The 23,650-nt window shown below is 46.1% G+C and carries 21 protein-coding genes; 10 read left to right on the forward strand and 11 right to left on the reverse strand.

Translation table 11 applies throughout. The features are described from left to right. Nucleotides 1-836, reverse strand: an 836-nt coding sequence (locus tag R8N28_RS19790) for an SPFH domain-containing protein (RefSeq protein ID WP_318183401.1), incomplete at its 3' end; no start/stop codon positions are given. A gap of 266 nt (nucleotides 837-1,102) precedes the next feature. Next, the gene (gene efp / locus R8N28_RS19795) at nucleotides 1,103-1,669 is read right to left on the reverse strand and encodes an elongation factor P (protein WP_005381500.1); all 567 of its coding nucleotides are present in this window, start codon (nucleotides 1,667-1,669) and stop codon (nucleotides 1,103-1,105) included. Nucleotides 1,670-1,701: 32 nt separating this feature from the next. Here efp and epmB point away from each other — a divergent pair, with 32 nt between their 5' ends. Together epmB and R8N28_RS19805 are read left to right on the forward strand one after the other, a co-directional pair. After that, nucleotides 1,702-2,724, forward strand: a complete 1,023-nt coding sequence (epmB, locus tag R8N28_RS19800; RefSeq protein WP_065274938.1) for an EF-P beta-lysylation protein EpmB — start codon at nucleotides 1,702-1,704, stop codon at nucleotides 2,722-2,724. 95 nt (nucleotides 2,725-2,819) lie between these two features. Continuing rightward, complete coding sequence (locus R8N28_RS19805; RefSeq protein ID WP_005381504.1) at nucleotides 2,820-3,317, forward strand: MgtC/SapB family protein; 498 nt, start codon at nucleotides 2,820-2,822, stop codon at nucleotides 3,315-3,317. A 100-nt stretch (nucleotides 3,318-3,417) separates the two neighbouring features. On the opposite strand, the gene R8N28_RS19810 is transcribed toward R8N28_RS19805, so the two are convergent. The 5 genes from R8N28_RS19810 to R8N28_RS19830 all read right to left on the reverse strand — a co-directional run bounded on the left by R8N28_RS19810 (nucleotide 3,418) and on the right by R8N28_RS19830 (nucleotide 9,512). Beyond that, nucleotides 3,418-3,981, reverse strand: a complete 564-nt coding sequence (locus tag R8N28_RS19810; RefSeq protein WP_065274939.1) for a VC2662 family protein — start codon at nucleotides 3,979-3,981, stop codon at nucleotides 3,418-3,420. Between the two features lie 428 nt (nucleotides 3,982-4,409). Next, entirely contained in the window at nucleotides 4,410-4,640 is a 231-nt protein-coding gene (locus R8N28_RS19815; protein WP_225497148.1) for a DUF2188 domain-containing protein, read from the reverse strand. Between the two features lie 78 nt (nucleotides 4,641-4,718). Continuing rightward, a complete protein-coding gene (gene ltrA / locus R8N28_RS19820; protein WP_225497137.1) occupies nucleotides 4,719-6,377 on the reverse strand; it encodes a group II intron reverse transcriptase/maturase in 1,659 nt (552 codons plus the stop codon). Nucleotides 6,378-7,497: 1,120 nt separating this feature from the next. After that, nucleotides 7,498-9,144 (reverse strand): chaperonin GroEL, encoded by a 1,647-nt coding sequence (gene groL, locus R8N28_RS19825; RefSeq protein WP_065274940.1) that lies wholly within the window; start codon nucleotides 9,142-9,144, stop codon nucleotides 7,498-7,500. A gap of 77 nt (nucleotides 9,145-9,221) precedes the next feature. Continuing rightward, nucleotides 9,222-9,512, reverse strand: coding sequence for a co-chaperone GroES (locus R8N28_RS19830; RefSeq protein ID WP_005381516.1), 291 nt, complete (start codon nucleotides 9,510-9,512; stop codon nucleotides 9,222-9,224). Between the two features lie 240 nt (nucleotides 9,513-9,752). Here R8N28_RS19830 and R8N28_RS19835 point away from each other — a divergent pair, with 240 nt between their 5' ends. Further along, on the forward strand, nucleotides 9,753-11,135 hold the full coding sequence (locus tag R8N28_RS19835; RefSeq protein ID WP_065274941.1) for an MATE family efflux transporter: 1,383 nt from the start codon (nucleotides 9,753-9,755) through the stop codon (nucleotides 11,133-11,135). A 90-nt stretch (nucleotides 11,136-11,225) separates the two neighbouring features. Here R8N28_RS19835 and pfkA read toward each other — a convergent pair whose 3' ends face one another. The 3 genes from pfkA to R8N28_RS19850 all read right to left on the reverse strand — a co-directional run bounded on the left by pfkA (nucleotide 11,226) and on the right by R8N28_RS19850 (nucleotide 14,004). Beyond that, on the reverse strand, nucleotides 11,226-12,188 hold the full coding sequence (pfkA, locus tag R8N28_RS19840) for a 6-phosphofructokinase (RefSeq protein WP_005381521.1): 963 nt from the start codon (nucleotides 12,186-12,188) through the stop codon (nucleotides 11,226-11,228). 283 nt (nucleotides 12,189-12,471) lie between these two features. Continuing rightward, the gene (gene fieF / locus R8N28_RS19845; RefSeq protein ID WP_053350704.1) at nucleotides 12,472-13,380 is read right to left on the reverse strand and encodes a CDF family cation-efflux transporter FieF; all 909 of its coding nucleotides are present in this window, start codon (nucleotides 13,378-13,380) and stop codon (nucleotides 12,472-12,474) included. Between the two features lie 111 nt (nucleotides 13,381-13,491). Next, nucleotides 13,492-14,004 (reverse strand): CpxP family protein, encoded by a 513-nt coding sequence (locus tag R8N28_RS19850; RefSeq protein ID WP_005386388.1) that lies wholly within the window; start codon nucleotides 14,002-14,004, stop codon nucleotides 13,492-13,494. A 190-nt stretch (nucleotides 14,005-14,194) separates the two neighbouring features. Here R8N28_RS19850 and R8N28_RS19855 point away from each other — a divergent pair, with 190 nt between their 5' ends. The 4 genes from R8N28_RS19855 (at nucleotide 14,195) to trmL (ending at nucleotide 17,677) form a co-directional block, all read left to right on the forward strand. Next, nucleotides 14,195-14,884 (forward strand): response regulator, encoded by a 690-nt coding sequence (locus R8N28_RS19855; protein ID WP_005382384.1) that lies wholly within the window; start codon nucleotides 14,195-14,197, stop codon nucleotides 14,882-14,884. Beyond that, the gene (gene cpxA, locus R8N28_RS19860; protein WP_005382383.1) at nucleotides 14,884-16,278 is read left to right on the forward strand and encodes an envelope stress sensor histidine kinase CpxA; all 1,395 of its coding nucleotides are present in this window, start codon (nucleotides 14,884-14,886) and stop codon (nucleotides 16,276-16,278) included. The genes R8N28_RS19855 and cpxA overlap by 1 nt, the downstream gene beginning before the upstream one ends. A 174-nt stretch (nucleotides 16,279-16,452) precedes the next feature. Then, nucleotides 16,453-17,061, forward strand: a complete 609-nt coding sequence (locus tag R8N28_RS19865; protein ID WP_005382382.1) for a superoxide dismutase — start codon at nucleotides 16,453-16,455, stop codon at nucleotides 17,059-17,061. A gap of 136 nt (nucleotides 17,062-17,197) precedes the next feature. Then, the gene (gene trmL, locus R8N28_RS19870; RefSeq protein ID WP_005382381.1) at nucleotides 17,198-17,677 is read left to right on the forward strand and encodes a tRNA (uridine(34)/cytosine(34)/5-carboxymethylaminomethyluridine(34)-2'-O)-methyltransferase TrmL; all 480 of its coding nucleotides are present in this window, start codon (nucleotides 17,198-17,200) and stop codon (nucleotides 17,675-17,677) included. 70 nt (nucleotides 17,678-17,747) lie between these two features. Here trmL and R8N28_RS19875 read toward each other — a convergent pair whose 3' ends face one another. After that, nucleotides 17,748-18,266 (reverse strand): FxsA family protein, encoded by a 519-nt coding sequence (locus R8N28_RS19875; RefSeq protein ID WP_005386383.1) that lies wholly within the window; start codon nucleotides 18,264-18,266, stop codon nucleotides 17,748-17,750. Nucleotides 18,267-18,697: 431 nt separating this feature from the next. Between R8N28_RS19875 and aspA the strand changes: the two genes are divergently transcribed. From aspA to R8N28_RS19890, 3 genes are all read left to right on the forward strand, one after another. Further along, complete coding sequence (aspA, locus tag R8N28_RS19880; RefSeq protein WP_065274942.1) at nucleotides 18,698-20,149, forward strand: aspartate ammonia-lyase; 1,452 nt, start codon at nucleotides 18,698-18,700, stop codon at nucleotides 20,147-20,149. A gap of 176 nt (nucleotides 20,150-20,325) precedes the next feature. After that, entirely contained in the window at nucleotides 20,326-21,633 is a 1,308-nt protein-coding gene (locus R8N28_RS19885) for an anaerobic C4-dicarboxylate transporter (protein ID WP_005382378.1), read from the forward strand. Nucleotides 21,634-21,794: 161 nt separating this feature from the next. Beyond that, a complete protein-coding gene (locus R8N28_RS19890) occupies nucleotides 21,795-23,627 on the forward strand; it encodes a protein-disulfide reductase DsbD (protein ID WP_065274943.1) in 1,833 nt (610 codons plus the stop codon). Nucleotides 23,628-23,650: the final 23 nt, after the last annotated feature.

Raw genomic sequence — 23,650 nt, forward strand, 5'->3', positions numbered from 1 at the left:
GCCACTAAACGCTTTTTATCCGCCAGCAATTGGTCGAGCTGTTTCTCTGGTTGTGGATCACCAATGGTCACCTGCGTCACTTGAATACCGTATTGTTGTAACGGATTGTCTTGACGAATTGGTTGCCCGGTTTTGTCTACGACAGGCACGGTTTTCCATACCAGTTGATTGGTGCGCTGTAATTGGTTCGGATTGGCTTGATTCGCCCCAACAGGCGCAAGATCCAACTCTTCCACTTCAACCTGACGTCGCTCTGTTAGATAAATCCCCTCTCGTAACTGATCGCCAAGTTTCGATTTGAACTGGTTCAAGCCACCTTGGAAAAACTCTTCACCCGTGTATTGGGTTGCGGTAATCACCGTTACGTTACGTGCGTTCTTTACAAGCAGCGCATCGATCAAGTTACTGTTGTTGCGGAACTCTTTGTGCATCTTCTTCACCGCTTCAGGGTCATTACTGAGCTTAAAGCGGAATGTTACGGGGATCTGACCAATATAGGTGTCGGCAAATCGAACCTGAATCGCATCAAGACGTTGATAAAAATCTTCGCCCTTGCTGTTACCGAATGACACGGTGATCACTTGGTCATACTTGGTGATTTTGGACAGAAATGGCATGCGAAAATGAATGCCAGGTTCAGTAAACACATCCAACTCACCAGTAATATTATTCTGATGCACGTAGCTGTAACCCGCATCGGTCATCAGCACCGAGCTATTAATCGTTAAGCCTATTGCCAACAGCGGTACGCCAAATACGGCTGCTTTTAATCCTTTATGTAGTAACTGACGTCTTTCTTCCACCTTTAAACCCCTTCCTAAACCTCTGCTTTCCATTTTGTTCTCCTTTTTGGATTGTTACTGAGTTAAATCGATAAAAATCAGATTGCTATGCAACTCAGCAACAAGTACTAATGTATCAAAATGTTACATTAAGGAATAATCGACAGATTCATGGAATAAATAAGATTTTTACGAATAATACAAAATCATCAAAAATTTGCGGAGGATATCGATGTTTTACGCAGAGGGATTAAAAGAGAAGAATCACAGGCAATAAAAAAGGCCGCCGAAGCGACCTTTCTAACAATCATATAAAGTGCTTACTTCACACGACCTACGTATTCAGCAGTACGAGTATCTACGCGAATCACTTCACCAATTGAGATGAACAGAGGAACACGAACAACAGCGCCAGTTGATAGCGTCGCTGGTTTACCGCCAGTACCTTGAGTATCACCTTTCAGGCCTGGGTCTGTGTCTACAACTTCTAGCTCAACGAAGTTTGGTGGAGTAACAGTAATTGGGTTACCGTTCCAAAGAGTGATCATACAAGTGTTGTTTTCTACCAACCACTTAGCGTTTTCACCTACCGCTTTTGCATCCGCTGCGATCTGTTCAAACGTTTCACTGTTCATAAAGTGGTAGAATTCGCCGTCTGAATATAGATAATCTAGGTCGATATCCATTACGTCTGCCACTTCACAAGTGTCACCAGACTTGAATGTTTTCTCTAGCACTTTACCAGAAAGAAGTTTACGAATTTTAACACGGTTGAACGCTTGGCCTTTACCTGGTTTAACGTATTCGTTTTCCAGAATTACACAAGGCTCGTTATCAAGCATTAACTTAAGACCGCCTTTAAATTCATTGGTGCTAACTGTAGCCATTTTTTCCTCTTACATTCTTAGAGCTAAATTCAATGCCGCACATAATAACCCGAAAAGTCGAATCTGTTGAGCAAAACTGGCTCAAACAGTTGGCGAATGGGATCTCTGATCCTGCAAAATTGCTCGAAATACTGGAAATTGATCCTTCACCGTGGCAAGACGGGTTTGCCGCGCGCAAGCTGTTTGCACAGCGTGTACCGCAAAGTTTTGTCGATAGGATGGAGAAAGGCAACCCTAAAGACCCTCTTTTACGTCAGGTTTTACCACTGAGCGACGAATTTGAGGTGCATCCGGGTTACTCCAATGATCCATTGGAAGAGCAGGACAATGAAGTCCCTGGCCTGCTACACAAGTATCGCAACCGCGCCCTGATGATAGTCAAAGGTGGCTGCGCGGTAAATTGCCGTTACTGTTTTCGTCGTCACTTCCCTTATCAAGAGAACAAAAGCGGGAAACAAGCCTGGACCAAGTGCTTAGAGTACATGGCACAACAACCAGAGTTGAACGAAGTCATCTTCTCAGGTGGTGATCCATTAATGGCAAAAGACGATGAGATTTATTGGCTTTTAGAGCACATTGCTCATATTCCTCACATCAAACGTCTGCGTATTCATAGCCGTTTACCTGTGGTGATTCCAGCTCGAGTCACTGATGAACTATGCCAACTGCTGCAAGCATCAAGGTTACAAATCATCCTCGTCACTCACATCAACCATGCCAACGAAATCAATGACGAATTTGCTGAACAGATGTTCAAGCTCAAAAGAGCGGGCGTTACGCTTCTAAACCAAGGCGTTCTGCTGAAAGGCGTGAATGATTCGGTAGAAGCTCAAGTGGCGTTAAGTGAGGCCTTATTTGACGCGGGTATCTTGCCTTATTACCTCCACGTTCTTGATAAGGTGCAAGGCGCAGCGCACTACTTTATTTCAGACGAAGAAGCGAAAGCTATTATGCGCGGACTCATCACGCGTGTATCGGGTTATCTGGTACCAAAACTCACACGAGAAATTGGTGGCAGGCCAAGTAAAACGCCGTTGGATTTGCATTTAGAGTAAGCTCTGACGCTCAATTAAATTTGTCGTCTAGATTGATTATTTTTGTTCGCTTTGCACGGTAAGTCTATGCATACTCCGCACTTTTGGAGGTCAAGATGCATACAGCATTCGAACAAATTTTCGATCTTGGCCCATTCAGTTGGCCTGCCCTACTATGCTGCGCCATTAATGGGCTCATGATCGGTATAGAGCGCCAAACTCGTGGTAAACCGGTTGGCATTCGCACAGCAATATTAATTATTTCAGGCACCTACCTGTTTATGTCGATGGCAGTGTCGTTATCGCCAAATACACTTGATCAAGCACGAGTGCTTGGTCAGATCATTACTGGCGTCGGCTTCTTAGGCGCTGGCGTTATGATGACACTTGATGGAAAAATCCATGGCGTAACATCCGCGGCTGTAATATGGGTGCTAGCAGGTTTAGGTTTGATGATAGGTTTGGGTTATTTAACGCAGTCGGTGGTTATTACTCTCCTGACACTAACCGTGTTGTTAGGTGTGGATAAAGCAGAAAACCACATCAAAGCATTACGCCGCGGTGTTCATCAAAGAATTCAACAACGCAAAACTTCATCACGATTAATTAAATAGTTAACGCTCCGAGAAACTCACTTCATCTCATCAGTAATTAAAGAGCCCTCGACGAACATCGAGGGCTTTCTGTATATAAAGATTCTGACTTTCTCAGGGATTACTTAGCAAAGTTGATGAGTGGGAAACACTTGAAGAAACCGTTATCCGCACAGTTCAAAAGACCAATTTGCACGCCATCGATTTGATCGGTCATGTTGAAGAAACCAAACTGGAAATTAGACTTCTTAGAGATACTCGCTAAGCCCACATCCGCCATGGTGTAGCCTTCAGAATAGTTCACCGCGCTCCAGTTCAAGCCTTTTACGTTGTTCGTAATGTTAACAGCACCCAAGTTAACACCCGTCGTCTGACCTTGGTTCCAGTTAACTAAGCCTAAAGACGCGCCTTTCATTTCTTGATTTACTTTTGCTGCGCCAAAAAACAGACCGAAGTTCACACCTGTCGTACGATCCGTTTCTGACATACCAAGCAGTGAAAAGTCGACACCTTTAACCTCATTTACCTGTCCATGCAACACAGCTAAACGAACACCACCAACTGAAGAATTCGAAGGTGCGTTTGTGTTATCGATAGTAGAGAACATAACTGGTGAGCTATCAGCAAGAGCAACAGGTGAAGCGATAACGGCTGCAACAGCCAGTGACGTCATAAGCTTTTTCATTTTCATCTCCATGATGGGAAGCAACAATTTACAACATAGTGTAATGTTCAGATTTTGCTCTGTCCCCGTTCAAAAAGTGTTAGCAATAGGTCAGATTTAACCATCTGACTCAAAAGAAAAAATATTTCTCTTCGATTTTTTGCTTCTGAAATGGCGCTTTTTACGCTCAAAAATTTCATGATAAGCCACACCAGGACGTCATGTTTCTCAGGTGGCACGCATAAAAAAGTCGAGGCATCTGCCTCGACTTTTAAAGGTTTGGTCGGTTATCTTTCCGCTATAAGGGCTTCCTTAGAGCGATGAGATAAGCTGGCTGTCGGGTAGCGGCGACGCATTACTGCGCCACCGCCCCCTAAGAACCGTACGTGCGAGTTTCCCCGCATACGGCTCAAGCCTTTATGAACCCGCACTTAAGTACGAGCCAGCAACTAGCTCTTGTCTTTTGGTGGACATGGATCATTTCCATAGGAGTCACGGTCACGGATTTTCCCATCACGCCCTTGAATGACCAGTTCACTTTCTTGATTTCGAGCTATCTCTCTAGCGGCATCGATCGCTTCTTGCTGAGTTCTGTGGTGGGAAGTATCACGAGTGTTTCCTTCACCTCTAACAGCCCACCCTTCTTCACGCTGAACGACCCATTGGTTTTTTCCCATAATATATTTACTCCATTATGAGCATAATTGCTCATTGATGGTATATAGGGCATCTGTACATAATTCAATCGATTCCATCACCTATTCCAAGATTGATGAATGTAATTGTCTATGACAGTTGATATGCAACATCATCAAATTCGAGCTCATGTCCGTGCCGCCATCCACTCTTCTGACGATATGGTGAATATCCCATTCATCTTCTGAGTGAAACTGCTGGTGACACACCGCACATTTGTAGTCTTGTCTTTCGACAATCTTCCATAGCTTCCAGTTACCCGCCAAAGATTTCTTCAATCTTTGCATTTTCAGACGCTCAAAATATTGCTCGTCTTCCGGTAGGTAACAATTCGCTGTTGCCCGAATTTTCACATGTTTATCGACTTTCACTCTCGCTGAACTCAGCAAGCGGTAGTGACCGTCTTCCCCTTTCGGTTTCGGTGCACTGAATACCCAGTTTCTATCACCCACTGTTTTAAAGTATTTTTCTTTAATCCAGCGTTTACGGCGATTCAAATGGATTCGGCGACACCACTGCCATAACATTTTCCAGATACGATAATCGATATACTTGAATGTCTCACTCGCACATACCCAGCGGTGGTAGTTGCACCATCCTCTGAGCATCGGGTTCAACTTCGCTATCACCGCTGAAGCTGGCACCGTTTTATGGCTGTTGAGATAATCTCGTATACCGCGCAGAAAATTCTTCACGTTTTTCTTTGACGGCTTAATCAACATCTTGCCGTCGTATTTACGCAAATTCTGCCCGAGAAAATCGAACCCGTCGTCTATATGCGTGATCAGCGTTTTTTCTGCTGACAATTGCAACCCACGTTCTGCCATAAAGGCTTCAACTATTGGTAAGACCTTATCTTCTAGTAGCTCTTTCGAGATCCCAGTGACGATGAAGTCATCTGCATAACGCACATAGTTGACCTTAGTTTTGTAACTGGCTTTTGTGTTCTTCTTCCCGAAGTGGGATTCGAGCACCGTTTCCAGTCCGTCTAAGGCCATATTGGCGAGTACAGGTGAGATAATCCCACCTTGCGGTGTACCCGCCTCCGTCGAGTTAAACTTTCCAGATTCCATGAATCCGGCTTTCAGCCATTTCTTAAGTATCGCCTTATCCATAGGAATATTGGCGATAAGCCAGTCATGGCTGATAAAGTCAAAACACCCTTTGATATCACCCTCCAGTACCCAACGGGCACTGGCCTTGCGACTGAGGTTCACGAAACATTGTTCGATAGCATCAGCACAAGAGCGATTCGGGCGAAAGCCATAGCTGTTTCGATCCGCCGTGGTTTCCGATATGGGTTCAAGAGCTAACAGGTATAGTGCCTGCATTGCTCTATCACGCATGGTTGGTATTCCCAGCGGCCTACGCTTGCCATTAGCTTTAGGAATATAGACTCGCCTCAGCGGACTTGGCTTATAGCCTTTACGCATCAGTTGGTCTATAGCTCCCCATTTCAAGGCAGGAGTGTTCCAGATTTCTCCATCAACACCCGGTGTGTTTTTCCCTCTGTTTTCAGTGACGCGCCGAATGGCTATCACCTTGGCAGCAAACGAACGAGTTAACATGCGTTGCAGTCTTTTGACCTGTCGCCAGTCAGACTTTTTCGTTGCCTTTGCGATCCGTACCTGTAGCCCTCTCACCGTACGATACATTAGTGACCAGTCGATGCTGTGCCACTGCTGTGTCTGGTGGGAGGATGCAGATACGTCAATTTGCATTGAAGTATGCACCTTGCTTTCCTCCATTAACGATAAGTTAAACAAGCAACACAAGGCGCATCTGTGCCCCATAGGGCAGAGATTTACCCTATGAGGCTTGAACTTGTTGCTGACAGTACCCTAGATCCTCAAATAGGAAAGGTAACGCCCACAATTGGACTCTGACAGTTTCAACTACCGTAAACTTGACGGCTTTACTGATTTTCACGCAATTAAAGACCAAGCAGACGTGGGCCCCGTTTCCGGTGAAAGCACGTTGGCTTTCTATCCAGCTCATTACAAGTTGGCTTTCGCTTTTTCTGCTCTCCTGTGCCCGCATCCTCAACAGCGCCTCTTACGAGATGCCTGCCCTATTGGGGCAAAGATACGGGGTTTCCGAGTTCCGTTTTCATTACACGAGTTACTTAGGTTCTACCTATCCACCGATGGCGCATGAGTCAGCGTATCCCCAGATGTAAAAGAGATAACCGGCCATATACCTTTTGGTCAGAGCGTTAGTGGCGACTAATCTTCCCAAAGGGATACTTAGTCGTCACGACAATAGCGTTACGCTCGTCGCGGCTGACGGTGTTTATCAGTAGTTCACTTACGTTAACCATATAACTCAGCCTAGCCCCTCAACCACCTGCTATTGGCGATTGTCTTAACCTTCACTTCGCAGCAAGGATTAACCACTTGCGTGGGGGTACATTGTCAGGAAGCTCCGCACACCGCGTTACCGCAGATGCACTATCCCTAGGCTACTATTGGCTGAACAATAGGTCTCACTGTCCAATCACTTACCCGTTCGAGTATGAAATTGGTTAAGACAATAATGAAAACAGCTTCGCACCGTGTAGGTGGCTCAAGCTTAAATAAGACACGAATATTCCCGTTACTTCACAGACACTGATAGCGCTGCTTCAACGTATATCATTCGCCTAAAGCGAGGGACACAGACTTTCGCCCATGCCTAAAATCGGACCTCTTACGAGGACCGATATTCGGGCTTGGGTTAAGCCCGAATATCGGGTTTTATTTATTTGCTATTTCGGCGGGTGGGATAGTAACCACGACATAAAATTAGTGGTTACTATGGACGTAGCCCGCTCGGCTAGCTACCTACGCGACTCTCGTCGCACTACATCATACCGCCCATACCGCCCATGCCACCCATGCCGCCCATGTCAGGCATCGCTGGCGCGTCTTTTTGCGGTAGGTCAGTAACCATCGCTTCAGTTGTGATCATTAGACCCGCTACTGATGCTGCGAATTGCAGTGCGCTACGAGTTACTTTAGTTGGGTCTAGGATACCCATCTCTAGCATGTCGCCGTATTCGCCTGTTGCCGCGTTGTAGCCGTAGCTACCTTCACCCGCTTTCACGTTGTTCGCAACAACTGAGTCTTCGTCACCTGCGTTCTTCGTGATTTGACGGATTGGCGCTTCCATTGCACGTAGTGCTACGCGGATACCAACGTTTTGCTCTTCGTTGTCGCCTTCTAGGTCAACAATCTTAGATGCAGCGCGGATTAGTGCAACACCACCACCAGCAACTACGCCTTCTTCAACCGCTGCGCGAGTCGCGTGTAGTGCGTCTTCTACGCGGTCTTTCTTCTCTTTCATTTCAACTTCAGTTGCTGCACCAACTTTGATTACTGCAACACCGCCTGCTAGCTTAGCAACGCGCTCTTGTAGTTTCTCTTTGTCGTAGTCTGAAGTTGCGTCTTCGATTTGTTGACGAATCTGAGCAACACGGCCAGAGATCATCTCTTCTTCACCGATACCATCGATGATAGTCGTGTTTTCCTTCGTGATAGAAACACGCTTCGCTTGACCTAGATCTTCTAGTGCAACTTTTTCTAGCTCTAGACCGATCTCTTCAGAAATCACAGTACCGCCAGTTAGGATAGCGATGTCTTGTAGCATTGCTTTACGGCGGTCACCGAAGCCAGGTGCTTTCACAGCTGCAACTTTTACGATGCCACGCATGTTGTTCACAACCAATGTTGCTAGCGCTTCGCCTTCTACATCTTCTGCAATGATAAGCAGTGGACGAGATGCTTTCGCGACAGCTTCTAGCGTTGGAAGAAGCTCACGAATGTTTGAGATCTTCTTGTCTACCAGAAGAATGAATGGGTTTTCTAGATCAACACTGCCTGATTCTTGGTTGTTGATGAAGTAAGGAGACAGGTAACCGCGGTCGAACTGCATACCTTCTACTACGTCTAACTCGTCTTGTAGCGCCTGACCTTCTTCAACCGTGATAACGCCATCACGACCCACACGCTCCATTGCTTCTGCAATGATATTACCTACGCTTGCGTCTGAGTTTGCAGAGATAGTACCAACCTGCGCGATCGCTTTTGTGTCGTTACATTCAACAGAAAGCTCTTTTAGTTGCTCAACTGCCGCGGCAACAGCTTTGTCGATACCACGCTTAAGATCCATTGGGTTCATGCCCGCTGCGACTGCTTTTAGACCTTCGTTAACGATAGATTGCGCTAGTACCGTTGCTGTTGTTGTACCGTCACCCGCTGCGTCGTTTGCTTTAGACGCAACTTCTTTAACCATTTGTGCGCCCATGTTCTGGAATTTATCTTCCAGCTCGATTTCACGCGCTACTGATACACCATCTTTCGTGATAGTTGGTGCACCAAAAGATTTGTCTAGAACGACATTACGTCCTTTAGGACCCAGTGTTACTTTTACTGCGTCAGCCAGAACGTTTACACCTTCCAGCATTTTAACTCGTGCGTCATTACCAAATTTAACGTCTTTAGCAGCCATCTTTGATTTCCTTTCTAAAATTCTTTGTGTGTAATTTCGTAATTGAATCTGAGCAAAAAATTACTCAATGATTGCTATTATTCAACGATCGCCATGATGTCGTTTTCAGACATGACAAGCACTTCTTTACCGTCGATTTTTTCAGTTTTTGTACCGTAACCTTCAGCGAAGATAACGGTATCACCGACTTTAACGTCTAGTGGCAGTACGGTGCCGTTTTCTAGGATGCGGCCTTTACCCACAGCTAGAACAACACCGCGAGTCGATTTTTCTGCAGCAGAACCAGTCAGAACGATGCCACCAGCAGACTTAGATTCAACTTCTTTACGTTCAACGATAACTCGGTCATGTAATGGACGAATGTTCATCGGTCGTCTCTCCTGAAAATTTCCATGTTTATTTGATAATTGTCCTTAGGGACTGTAGCCCCAGACACGTGATCCCTATATAAGGGGTCGAAGCAGCGATCCCAAGGGGGTGGCACAAAATTTTTGTGACTTAGTTAAAATAACGAACAACTAGGCAACGGTTTGCGTTAGAAATGCTCACTCGCTCGGCATCTCGCTTTCTTGTATCCTTGCAGTTTGCTCACCAGATAGTTGTCACACATGCAGGAAAATAACAAGCTGGAACCCCAAGCGACCGATAAGCATGGTTTGTTGACCGCCCCCATTCCTGAAACGCTGCGGAAAATGACCGTACCCATGACCATGGGCATGATCGCAATTTTGATGTTTAACTTGGTGGACACGTTTTTTATCTCGTTGCTTGGCACTCAAGCGCTAGCAGCTATCAGCTATACCTTCCCTGTCACCTTTGCGGTTAACTGCATTACGATGGGGATTGGGATGGGACTATCGACCAATATTGGTCGCTTGCTTGGGCAAGGTCATGCACCACAAGCTGCTCGGTTCACCACCCACGGTTTGTTGTTAGCCGTGTTACTTGTGGCTATCGCGTCTTCTATTGGCTTTACCACCATTGCGCCATTGTTTCGTTTTCTTGGTGCGTCTGATGATCTCATCCCTCTTATTGAGCAATATATGCAGGTCTGGTATCTCACCATTCCTCTGCTAGTGATCCCAATGGCGGGCAACAGTGCTATCCGAGCTACTGGCGACACAAAAACACCAGCAAAAGTCATGATGTTGGCTGGTTTGATTAATGGCATGCTCGATCCATTGTTGATTTTCGGTTATGGCCCTTTTCCGGAACTTGGTATTCAAGGCGCAGCCATAGCAAGTGCCTTTAGCTGGTTAGGTGCTTTGTGTGGCTCATTCTATGTGCTAATTAAACGGGAAAAATTGCTTGCTCACCCCCAATGGGCTTTGCTGAAACAAGACTGGCAACAGACACTAAAAATTGGTACCCCTGCTGCTCTATCAAACGCGATGAATCCGTTGTCCGGTGCCATTCTGATGATGCTGTTATCCAACCACGGTACAGCGGCGGTTGCTGCTTACGGCGCAGCGCAGCGTATTGAGTCTATATTGATTTTAGTATTGATGTCGCTGACCTCTGCCCTCACACCGTTTATGGCACAAAATTTAGGAGCCAAACAACCGCAACGAGCCTTTTCCGGTTTATTTATTAGCATGCGTTTTGCAGTGGTATTCCAAGGGTTTATCTTCTTGATGATGGTGCCACTGAGCATTCCTCTGGCTGCGCTGTTTTCTCAGGAAGATGCGGTGAAAAACCTGCTTTGGCATTATTTACTGGTGGTGCCATTTAGTTATGGCTTCCAAGGCATCGTGATGATGTTAGTCAGTGGTTTGAATGCGATGCACAAGCCATTGCGTGCATTCCAGTGGAGCTTTATGCGGCTGTTCATTTTTACCTTGCCATCGGCGTGGATCGGGAGCCAAATCTACAGCATTGAAGGCTTGTTTATCGGTATCGCGGTTGGGAATACGTTGGGTGGGCTACTGGGCTACTTGTTTGCGCTGCGCGAGCGAAAATTAACGCTCATAGAGCAGAGCAGCGTGTCTTAACACTCGTCTATCGCTAGTTTCTTTTTGTTGATTCTCAAATACAAAAAAACCGCGGAAAGCCGCGGTTTTGTTTATCTATTTCAAGCTTGCTTAGAACAACTCTTCAGCAACTTTGTATAGATCGTTGCGTACTGGACGCTTCATGTTTTCGATTGCGTCGATGATATCGTGGTGAACAAGTTGCTCTTTCACGATACCTACACAACGACCACCATGACCTTCGATCAATAGGTGAACAGCGTAGTTACCCATACGAGATGCTAGTACGCGGTCAAATGCAGTTGGACGACCACCACGTTGGATGTGACCAAGTACTGTTGCACGAGTTTCACGACCTGTCGCGGCTTCGATGTCACGTGCTAGTTCATTAGCATCCATCATTAGCTCAGTAAGCGCGATGATCGCGTGTTTCTTACCTTTAGCGATACCATCTTGGATGTTGCTGATCAGCTTGTCTTTGTCTAGACCAGTTTCCGGAGTGATGATGTATTCACAACCGCCCGCAATTGCAGACATCAGAGTCAAATCACCACAGTGACGGCCCATGATTTCTACAATTGAAATGCGTTGGTGAGATGAAGAAGTATCACGTAGACGGTCGATTGCATCGATAACGGTGTTTAGTGCACTTAGGTAGCCCACAGTGTAATCAGTACCTGCGATATCGTTGTCGATTGTGCCCGGAAGACCGATACATGGGTAACCCATTTCAGTCAGTTTCTTCGCACCCATGTACGAACCATCACCACCGATTACCACTAGTGCATCGATACCATGTTTTTTCAGGTTCTCAATCGCTTTTTCACGAACTTCCACTTGTTTAAACTCAGGGAAACGTGCAGAACCTAGGAACGTACCACCTTTGTTGATCACATCTGAAACGCTAGAACGATCTAGCTTCTCGATGCGGCCTTCGTATAGGCCTAGGTAGCCGTCGTACACACCGAATACTTCCAATCCTTCGGATAGTGCTGTACGTACTACGCCGCGTATCGCAGCGTTCATACCAGGTGCGTCACCGCCACTTGTTAAAACACCGATCTTCTTAATCATGCTCACCCTCGATCTTTGGCAATCAATTATTTAATTTTCTTTTAGGCCCCTTGTTACCAAGCAACCTGCATAATCCAGAACTGTGCGTTATGTTACATTTCCTCTACAGGATTACCAATGAAAACGCACTTTTTTATGTAACTTTTCTACTTATGTAAGAGTATTACAGTTTCTCTATGAAACTTTGTTGATTCATATCAGGATCACGAATCTTAATAAGTATTGATGGAAAGATAGTCAATAAGTACCTTTTTGTCGTCGGGCACTGATGGATTTTTCAAGCCTACCAATCTTGCGCTTTCTGCTCTTTCTCAGGTCCGAAAACGACAGACAATGGATCTTGATGGATCAATACGTCCGCATCAGGAAACAGAGCCAATAAATTATCTTCCACTTTATCAGCGATGTAATGCGCCTCAATTAATCGTAAGTTATCGTCTAGCTCTAAATGCAACTGTATAAAGCGCGTCGGTCCGGACATTCGCGTGCGTAACTGATGCACGCCCAATACCCCTTTTACGCTCAAACAAGCTTGGTTAATTTGCTCAAGTTCTTCATCGGGCAACTTTCTATCAAGTAAGGTTTGAATCGCTTCGCTGACCATTTTGAAAGCGCTATAAAGAATGAAGACACCAATACCAATCGCAAACACAGCATCCGCTTGAGTCACTCCAAAATAACTGAGCCCCAGAGCAACCATGATCGCAGCATTCATATACAAGTCAGTCTGATAATGCAGAGAATCCGCCGCTATTGCTTGGCTCCCCGTCACGCGAACCACATGTTTTTGGAACATCACCAAGCCAAGTGTGACCACAATCGCAAACAGCGATACATACACACCTAACTCCGGTGCGTGTAAAGCATGCGGGCGGAAAAATCGGTCAATCCCGTTAAGAATCAAAAATACTGCCGAGCCCGAAATAAACATTGCTTGGGCTAGGGCCGCTAAGGACTCAGCTTTACCATGTCCAAACGCATGTTCGCGGTCTGCCGGTTGTAAGGCGTAACGAACCACCACAAGATTCACAACCGAAGCCGCGATATCTAACATGGAGTCAATCAATGACGCCAATAAGCTCACTGAGCCGGTTACCCACCACGTGATGACTTTTACTATCAGAAGAAGCGTCGCCACAATGGTTGCAGTCCAAGCGGCGGTCGTAACTAAACGTGCGTATTGCTGTTTCATAATCAAAGAGTTAACTAAAACCATACGTTGAGTATATTGAATGACCATGAAATAACCAGATCAAAAAGAGGCAACCAATGGCTGCCTCTTTATATAACATCAATTCATGACTTAATTATTGCGCGACTTTTCCATGCGCTTGTGCATTCTGTCGCCACACTCTTGCATACGTTCATTTTGTAGCTCAACAAATTTCGCTTTCTGCTCAGGTGTTAATACGCTAAGCATTTGGTGCTTTCTTTCTAGCATTTGCACGCGACGTTCCGTTTGGCGCTCAACCATCTCTTTTGCTAATTCGCTAGCTTGAGCTTCATCAAAGTTATCCGCCAGCAAAAGCGATTGTACTTTTGCGTGATGCGCTTGACGCTCAGCCATACGTGCTTCTTTGCCATCAGCGAATTTTGCTTTCATTTCTGCTTTGTTTGCTTCACGCATTTCTTTTAGCTGATCTTTTTGTGCATCAGTCAGGTCTAGTTGACGCATGACACCTCGGTCCATACCCATGCCGCATTCGTCACGAGGGCCTTTATGATGGTTTTTACCACCGTAAGCGAATGCGCTTGCGGCGCCAAGAGTAAGAGGTAGAACAACAGCAGCTAACACAAGTTTTTTTGCAGACTTCATAATACGATTCCTTACACAGGTGAGTGGTTCTTCTGAGCTGTTCTCACAGCGCTTGAGTATAGAATACGACCCGCTAGGTAAAGCGACGTATAGGGAGCGTAAAGAATCGTAAAGAGTGATTTTTCTCCTCTTCGTTGCGCATCATTCCAATGTAATATTAGGTTATCGGTAACTTACTATAGGTGCCCCCATGGCAAACATTCTTTTAATCGATGACGATATCGAGCTAACTAGCTTATTAAAAGAAGTACTCAGTTTCGAAGGGTTTGACGTCAGCGAAGCAAATGACGGTGAAGCCGGCTTAGCCGCGATCAATGATAAGATTGATTTGATTTTGTTGGATGTCATGATGCCAAAACTCAATGGCATGGAAACGCTGAAACGCTTACGTGAAAATTGGGAAACTCCCGTCTTGATGCTGACCGCTAAAGGGGAAGAAATTGATCGCGTGATCGGCTTGGAACTGGGCGCGGATGATTATTTACCAAAACCTTTTAGTGACCGAGAGCTGTTAGCGCGAATCCGCGCGATTTTACGCCGCACTAGCAGCACACAAAAAAATACCAAAAACAGCGATTGCATTGAGTATCAAGAAATCCGCCTCTATCCCGGTAAGCAAGAAGCGTATTGTGAGCAACAGTTACTCGATCTCACAGCAACCGAGTTTGCGCTACTCACCCACTTCGTACAAAACCCAGGACAAGTGCTGACCAAAGAGACACTGAGCTTAGATGTGCTTGGTAAACGACTCGCTGCTTTTGATCGCGCTATCGATATGCATGTCTCGAACTTACGTAAAAAATTACCAGATCAAAGCAATGGCAAGCCGCGAATCAAAACCCTGCGTGGTCGTGGCTACATGCTGCTTGAGGAGGATTAATGCGCCTATCACGCATCAAACTGCCAAACATCAATAGCCTGTATGGACGCATCTTTGCCATTTTTTGGTTCACCATGTTATTAGTATTGATAGCCGTGCTATCACTGCCACATTTGGACCCACGCAAAGCTCGCGATATTCCAGAAGAACACTACAAACGTATGGTAGAAACGCGTGACTCAATCCAACAAAAATACAGCCAGCAAACAGATTTAGGCCGCATACTTTTTCGTATCGAGGGCAACCGTCACGGCAAGCACGACCCTCGCCCACGAGTCTTTTTTTCTGACTACAGCGGTAATGTTCTTACGACAGAAAAACGCAGCAATTTTCAATTGCGTGCCATGCAAAACTTTGTCACCAGTATCGAAGATTACAATAATCCAAAGCAGAAGCTGTATGGTCGATACATGATTGCGGGCCCAATTCCTATCACTTTGGCAGGTTCCGATATCTTGATGTACGTGGGCTTCAAATGGAATGAGCCACCACCTCTACTCCTGCGTCTGTTTGATCACCCATTCCAGCTCTTGCTTGCGGTCATGCTGGTTAGTACACCATTGCTGTTATGGCTTGCTTGGGCTTTGAGTCAGCCTGCACGTCGTCTTGAAGCCGCTGCTCAACGTGTGGCGAAAGGTGAATTTGTCACAGACCCAAATTTAGAAAAAGGTACGGCGGAATTTCGTCAAGCAGGTAGCAGCTTCAACCAGATGGTCGAAGCGGTTAATCAAATGATTTCAGGACAACAACGTTTGCTATCCGATATCTCTCACGAGCTGCGCTCACCTTTAACTCGTCTACGCATGGCAAGCGCATTAGCGACGCGTAAACAAGGAGAAAGCCCAGAATTGACTCGTATCGATACCGAAGCGCAGCGCTTGGAACAGATGATCAGCGAACTATTAGAGCTTTCTCGCATGCAGGCGAACAGTCATATGACTCGCGAAACACAGCCATTAGAAAGTTTATGGGAAGAGATCATTAAAGATGCGCAGTTTGAAGCAGAGCAAATGGGCAAACAGCTACACTATTCAGAATTACCTAAGCGCAATATTTCCGGTAACCCTAAACTGCTGATGAGTGCGGTGGAAAATATCGTTCGTAACGCTATTTACTACGGAAAAGATGAGGTACAAATCGACATCAAAGCCGATGACGATACGCTTCGTATCACGGTTGACGATAATGGAGAAGGTGTACCAGAAGAGGAACTGGCCGCGATTTTTCGCCCGTTCTATCGCGTTTCCACGGCACGCGATCGCCACTCTGGCGGCACAGGTCTCGGCCTAACCATTACCGAAAGTGCCATTCGCCAGCACAGTGGCACGATCGCAGCCAGCCGAAGTCCTTTAGGCGGATTGCGCATGAGTATCACCTTACCGATCAATTGTTAGTCTCAATTTGATGAACTAACAATAATTCGCACCATATTTCTAGAGTGAGTGATTAACAGCCCCACCCTCACTTTAGAAATTGGTGAGGCTTCGTAGAATACCCTTACAAAGATCAAAGTTGATAATAATTATCGTTAGCATTAAAGTGAATTTTCCAATTAAGGAGGATTTACTATGTCACATACATTTCCCGCTCTGCCTTATCCGTACGATTCACTAGAGCCGTACATCGACGCGAAAACCATGGAAGTGCATTACAGCAAACACCACAAGACGTACTTTGATAAGTTTGTAAATGCCGTTGAAGGGAGCGAGCTCGAAACTCAGTCATTAGACGAGATCTTTGACAATATCTCTAAGCTCAGTCCAGCAGTACGTAATAATGGGGGCGGCTATTACAACCACATCATTTATTGGAATTGCATGTCACCAAACGGTGGCGGAGAGCCTCAAGGCGCGCTTGCTCAAGCAATTAACGATAAATTTGGTAGCTTTGCGCAATTTAAAGAGGCGTTTGCCCAAGCTGCCATCAATACCTTTGGGTCTGGCTTTGCATGGCTGATCGTAAAAGATGGTGAGATTCACATTACGTCCACCAGTAATCAAGACAACCCTCTGATGGACGTAGTGGATGTGCGCGGTGAACCAATCCTCGCATTAGACGTGTGGGAGCACGCGTATTACATCAGCTACCAAAACCGTCGCCCAGAATATATTGATGCGTGGTGGAACGTCGTCAACTGGCGAGCAGTTGAAGAAAACTATGCTCACGCTCTCTTATAAAGAGCATCACTACTTACGGTATTAACATCCGCGCTAATGCCTGCTTTCATACCCAGGTCAATCTTGCTGAATCTCGCATATCTCGGTGACTTGGGTATATACTGCCCCTCTCTTTGACCAACTCTATTTCAATACCATGTTTGATATCGCTTTATACGAACCAGAAATCGCGCCGAACACCGGCAACATCATTCGACTATGCGCCAACTGCGGTGCAAACCTTCACTTAATTGAACCTCTGGGTTTCGATCTTGAAGAGAAAAAAGTCCGCCGTGCTGGTTTGGATTACCATGATTTAGCTCGCGTAACACGCCATAAAAACTATCAAGCGTTCTTAGAGTATTTAGAGAAAGAGAAGCAAGGTAACTATCGATTGTTTGCCTGCACCACCAAAACCACAGGTCACCACGTTGATGCACAATACCAAGCGGGTGATGTTTTGATGTTTGGTCCAGAAACTCGTGGCTTGCCTGCTGAAATCATCGATAGCTTGCCAATGGAGCAGCGTATTCGCATTCCAATGATGCCAGATGCGCGCAGCCTAAACCTTTCGAATGCCGTTGCGATCATTGCTTTTGAAGCATGGCGTCAAATGGGCTTTGAAGGCGCATTGTAAGCAGCACGAATTCCAAATACAGAAAAGGGCGCTTGGTGCGCCCTTTTGTTTTCTTTACTGTCTAACTCAATCAGTTGAGCTTGTTGCGATCATCATCGTCTTTACGCTCGTATTCCCCTTCGAAGGTCTTGCCATTATCTGACTGGGAATCAAATGGGTCACGACGGAACGGGTCTTGCTCAAATGGCCCCTGGTTAGAGAAACCACCTTGGAAGCCACCACCATGCATGGTTTTCACCACCATTTTGCTCATCAAGTATTTAGCTATCGCGGCGCGTGGCGCAGGAAGCAACACCAACATACCAAGGGCATCGGTCATAAAGCCCGGGGTTAACAGTAGCACGCCAGCCACCGCTAGCATTACGCCTTCAAAAATTTGCTGGGCTGGAATTTCACCTTGTTCAAGACGCCCCTGTACTGACATCAGTGTTTGTATACCTTGGCTACGAACCAACGACGCACCAACAAATGCAGTGATTAAGACTAGTGCAATGGTCGGCCATAAACCTAAAAAGCCGCCCACCTGAATAAATAAGCCGATTTCAATGATCGGAACAAAAATAAACGCTAATAATAAGATAGGAAACACACGCCCTCCTTTGTTTAATTCAGTGTAATGGTAAAAGCAGACTAAGCTCAAACGAATCGTTGTAAAAAAGCGTGTTCATACTGGTCTCCTTCTTTTTTAGACAAAGTAGCGGGAGCGCGTTTCATTCAATTGCATACCGATTTTTTCGTGCTTTTAAAGTGCTAATTTCGAACTCTAAAAACTCATGTTTGTCGAGGAAAATCGAGTACCCATAAAGGGTTATTAATAACCCGTTCATACTTTGCAAATTATTGACTCATGAAAAACGAAAAAGGTGATCTAGTTACTATTTTTATGCGCTAGGTGCAGTATCATGTGCCACATAAGTCAGGACGGATTTTCCAGCCAAAAATTCTGATGAATGGATTCTAGATTGCAGAAATGGCTAATAAATAACTTTATTATCAGAATTATCATCTAAGGATCCTGCTATGGCTACCCTATCTGATGCTCCAAAAACAGCAAACCCAGCCACTCGTATTGAAGAAGATCTATTAGGTCAACGTCATGTCCCTGCAGATGCGTACTACGGTATTCATACGCTACGTGCGATCGAGAACTTCAACATCTCTAATATGACCATTTCTGACGTACCAGAATTTGTACGCGGCATGGTAATGACCAAAAAAGCAGCAGCGTTAGCAAACAAAGAACTTGGCGCTATTCCAAAAGACGTTGCAAACTACATCATCGAAGCGTGTGATTTGATCCTAGAAACTGGCAAGTGTATGGATCAGTTCCCATCAGACGTATTCCAAGGCGGTGCAGGCACTTCAGTTAACATGAACACGAACGAAGTGATCGCAAACGTCGCGCTTGAGTTGATGGGTAAAGAGAAAGGCCAATACGAATTTGTTAACCCAAATGACCATGTAAACAAGAGCCAATCAACCAACTGTGCGTACCCAACAGGTTTCCGTATTGCGGTGTACAACAGCGTACACAAGCTAATGGAAGCAATTGAGTACCTAAAAGGCGCATTCGAACTTAAAGCCGTTGAGTTTAAAGATGTACTGAAAATGGGCCGTACTCAGCTTCAAGACGCAGTACCAATGACAGTAGGTCAAGAGTTCCATGCGTGGGCGGTAACACTAAACGAAGAGATTCGTGCTCTAGATTACACATCTAAACTCCTCCTAGAAATCAACCTAGGCGCAACCGCAATCGGTACTGGTCTAAATACACCAACTGGCTACCAAGCGCTTGCAGTAAAACACCTAGCGGAAGTAACAAGCCTTGACGTTGTTGCAGCAGAAGACCTTATCGAAGCAACGTCTGACTGTGGTGCATACGTAATGACTCACGGCGCGCTAAAACGCCTAGCAGTGAAACTATCGAAGATCTGTAACGACCTTCGTCTACTTTCTTCTGGTCCTCGTGCGGGTCTAAATGAATTGAACCTACCTGAAATGCAAGCAGGCTCTTCAATCATGCCAGCTAAAGTAAACCCAGTTATCCCAGAAGTAGTAAACCAAGTTTGCTTCAAAGTTCTCGGTAACGACAACACGGTTTCTTTCGCAGCAGAAGGCGGTCAGCTACAGCTAAACGTAATGGAACCAGTTATCGCACAAAGCGTGTTTGAGTCTATCTCTCTACTACACAATGCGTGTGTGAACCTACGCGATAAATGTATCGACGGCATCACTGTGAACAAAGAAGTTTGCGAAAACTACGTTTACAACTCTATCGGTATCGTCACTTACCTAAACCCATACATCGGCCACCACGAAGGTGACATCGTAGGTAAGATTTGTGCAGAAACTGGTAAGAGTGTTCGTGAAGTCGTGCTAGAGCGCGGTCTGCTTACAGCAGAGGAGCTTGATGAAATCTTGTCAGTAGAAAACTTCATGCATCCTACTTACAAAGCAAAACGTTACGAGTAATAACGAATCCGAAGGGGGCCACTCAGGCCCCTTTTTTAGGCTCTCATACGGTTAACCACATTTTTTATATGCTTTTATTGCCGCTAAACCACTAGGTTCTCATTCTCTGAGCATTTACTCCTGTTCCTGAGTGTTCAAAAAATCAGAATCAAATAAAAAACTAAAGAGGTATCAATATGGTCATGGTCGAACTCTTCGTGGTTCTGCTCTTCATCTATTTGGGGGCAAGAATCGGTGGTATCGGCATTGGTTTTGCCGGTGGTGCTGGGGTCATTGCGTTGTCTTTGATCTTGGGCGTACCAACAAGCCAAGCTTACATTCCCGTTGACGTAATTTTGATCATCATGTCTGTAATCACCGCTATCGCAGCAATGCAGGTAGCGGGTGGTTTAGACTGGATGGTGCAAGTTGCTGAAAACTTTTTGCGCAAGCATCCTGAGCGCATCACCTTTTATGCGCCTATCGTAACTTACCTAATGACATTAATGGCGGGTACTGGCCACACGGCATTCTCAACTTTGCCAGTGATTGCAGAAGTAGCGAAAGGCCAAGGCGTGCGCCCTTCTCGTCCACTGTCTATCGCGGTCGTAGCATCGCAAATCGCTATCACCGCATCACCAATCTCAGCGGCTGTTGTCGCGTTCGCGGCAATGCTGCACCCATTTGGCGTTGACTACCTAACACTACTAGCAATCTGTATCCCAACGACGTTCATCGCGTGCATGATCGGTGCGTTCGTGGCGAACTTCATGGGCTGTGAGCTAAAAGACGATGCTGAATACCAAGAGCGTCTAGAAAAAGGCTTAATCAAGCTAAATACAGAAGCAAAACGCGAAATCCTACCAACAGCGAAGAAAGCAACATTCATCTTCCTAGGCGCAATCGCATTTGTCGTGTGTTACGCAGCAGCAATTTCTGGCTCTGTTGGCCTTATCGAGAACCCTGCTCTAGGTCGTAACGAAGCTATCATGACGGTAATGCTAGCAGCTGCGGCAGCTATCGTAATGAGCTGTAAAATCGATGCTGGCAAAATCCCAGCAGCAGCAACATTCCGCTCTGGTATGACAGCATGTGTGTGTGTTCTTGGTGTGGCATGGCTAGGTTCTACGTTCGTTAACGCGCACGTTGACGGCATCAAAGAAGTTGCGGGTGCGCTACTAGCAGACTACCCATGGATGCTAGCACTCGTTCTATTCTTCGCTTCAATGCTGCTTTACTCACAAGGTGCAACCACTGTTGCGCTGATGCCAGCAGCACTTGCTATCGGTGTGGCACCACTTACCGCAGTTGCATCTTTCGCAGCAGTAAGTGCGCTATTCGTGCTGCCAACTTACCCAACGCTTCTAGCAGCGGTTGAGATGGACGACACGGGTTCAACTCGTATCGGTAAGTACGTATTCAACCACCCATTCTTTGTACCTGGTGTGGTAACCATCGCTTCTGCGGTAGCACTTGGCTTCGCATTCGGTGGTCTACTGATCTAGTAGAAACAGAGTCTTACTCGGGGAGCTTCGGCTCCCTTTTTTATTGCCTGTTGTCTTGATTTATGCTCAATAAATCTTCATTTTCATGAAACTTATTGACTCGCCTCCGGGTCTGATTGAGTTACACTAACGGCAATTATCTAAGATGAATTGACTCTTTTATGCGCGCATTACTTTCCGTTTTACTCTTAGGGCTCATTACCTTTTCCACTCCGTCTTTAGCTTTATTTGGCAAAGACCAGTTTAACAGTAGCCAGAACAACAGTTTTGGTAGCAGCAGCGACAGCTTTGTTCCGGTTGATCAGGCGTTTCCATTTAACTTCTACCAGCAAGATGACAAATTGATGCTCGATTGGCAGGTACGTGACGGGTACTACCTATATCAAGAGCGCTTGTCTGTAGCTGGTGAGAAAGTATCGCTAGGCGAACTGCAAATGGAAGACGGCACACCGCATAAAGATGAATTCTTTGGTGACGTGCATATCTATACGCAACCTCTCTTCGTTAACGTACCAATGTATGATTGGCAAGACGGTGCGCGCGTGGTGGTGCAATACCAAGGTTGTGCGAAAGCAGGCTTCTGTTACCCGCCAGAAACTCGCGTGATTCCTATCAGCGCGTTTACTTCGTCGAACTCAGATTCAACAACGGCGACAACTGCATCAAAAGCAGAACAGGCACCAACAGCAACGCCACCAGCGGTGCAATCATCTACGTCTGGTGACACATCATCAGTGCCAGTAACACAGCAAGATAGCCTTGCTGCCAACCTTGCTGATAACTGGTGGACACCACTTCTGTTCTTGGCGCTTGGTGTGGGCTTGGCGTTTACACCTTGTGTGCTGCCGATGTACCCAATTCTGACCAGCATAGTGCTTGGCAGTGGCAAGCTAAGCCAACGCCGCGCGCTAGGCTTGTCATTCGTCTACGTGCAAGGCATGGCACTGACTTACACCCTACTCGGCCTTGTGGTGGCATCTGCAGGTATGCAGTTCCAAGCGGCAATGCAACACCCTTATGTGCTGATTGGCTTGAGCGTACTGTTCATCGCACTCGCTTTGTCTATGTTTGGTCTGTACTCATTACAGCTACCAAGCAACGTTCAAACGTGGTTAAACAACCTCAGCAACAAACAGCAAGGCGGCAGCAGTGCAGGCGTATTCGCCATGGGGGCGATTTCTGGACTGGTGTGCTCACCATGTACCACGGCACCTCTGTCTGGTGCGCTACTTTACGTGGCACAAAGCGGCGATTTGCTTACCGGTGGTATCGCGTTATACGCGCTGGCGATGGGCATGGGTATTCCGCTGATTCTTGTTGCGGTCTTCGGCAACAAACTGCTACCAAAAGCCGGCGGTTGGATGGACCGAGTGAAAACACTCTTCGGCTTTATTCTGCTTGCCGCACCTATCTTCTTACTAGAACGCATCATGCCAGAAATGTGGTCAACGATTCTGTGGTCAGCACTGGGTATTGCTGCTTTTGGTTGGCTATACCACATCAAAAACAGTCTAGAGTTTGGTGGCTGGAAACAAAGTGCCGTGGGCATAATCGCCGTCTTAGGTTTGCTAGCCTCAGCACAACCTATCTTAAATTACTGGTTTGGCAACAGCACAACACAAACTCAGCAAGCCACTGTTAGCTTTACTCGCATTGCTAACGTGGCGGATCTTGAAGAACAACTGGCACTTGCGAAAGCGGCAGGTAAACCCGTCATGCTCGATTTCTACGCCGATTGGTGTGTAGCATGTAAAGAGTTTGAAAAGTACACCTTCCATGACCCAAGCGTCGAAGCCAAACTGCAAGACTTCATTCTTCTGCAAGCGGACGTGACCAAAAACCAAGTGCAAGACATCGAACTACTGAAGCACATGAGTGTGCTTGGTTTACCAACAATTGAGTTTTGGGATGCCAGTGGTGAACACGTTTCAAACGCTCGTTTGACGGGATTCATGCAAGCCGAGCCTTTCTTAGAGCATATCAAGCAGTTCTGATAACCAGATATTCAAACGCCAGT

The sequence above is a fragment of the Vibrio sp. Vb1554 genome, assembly GCF_033344235.1.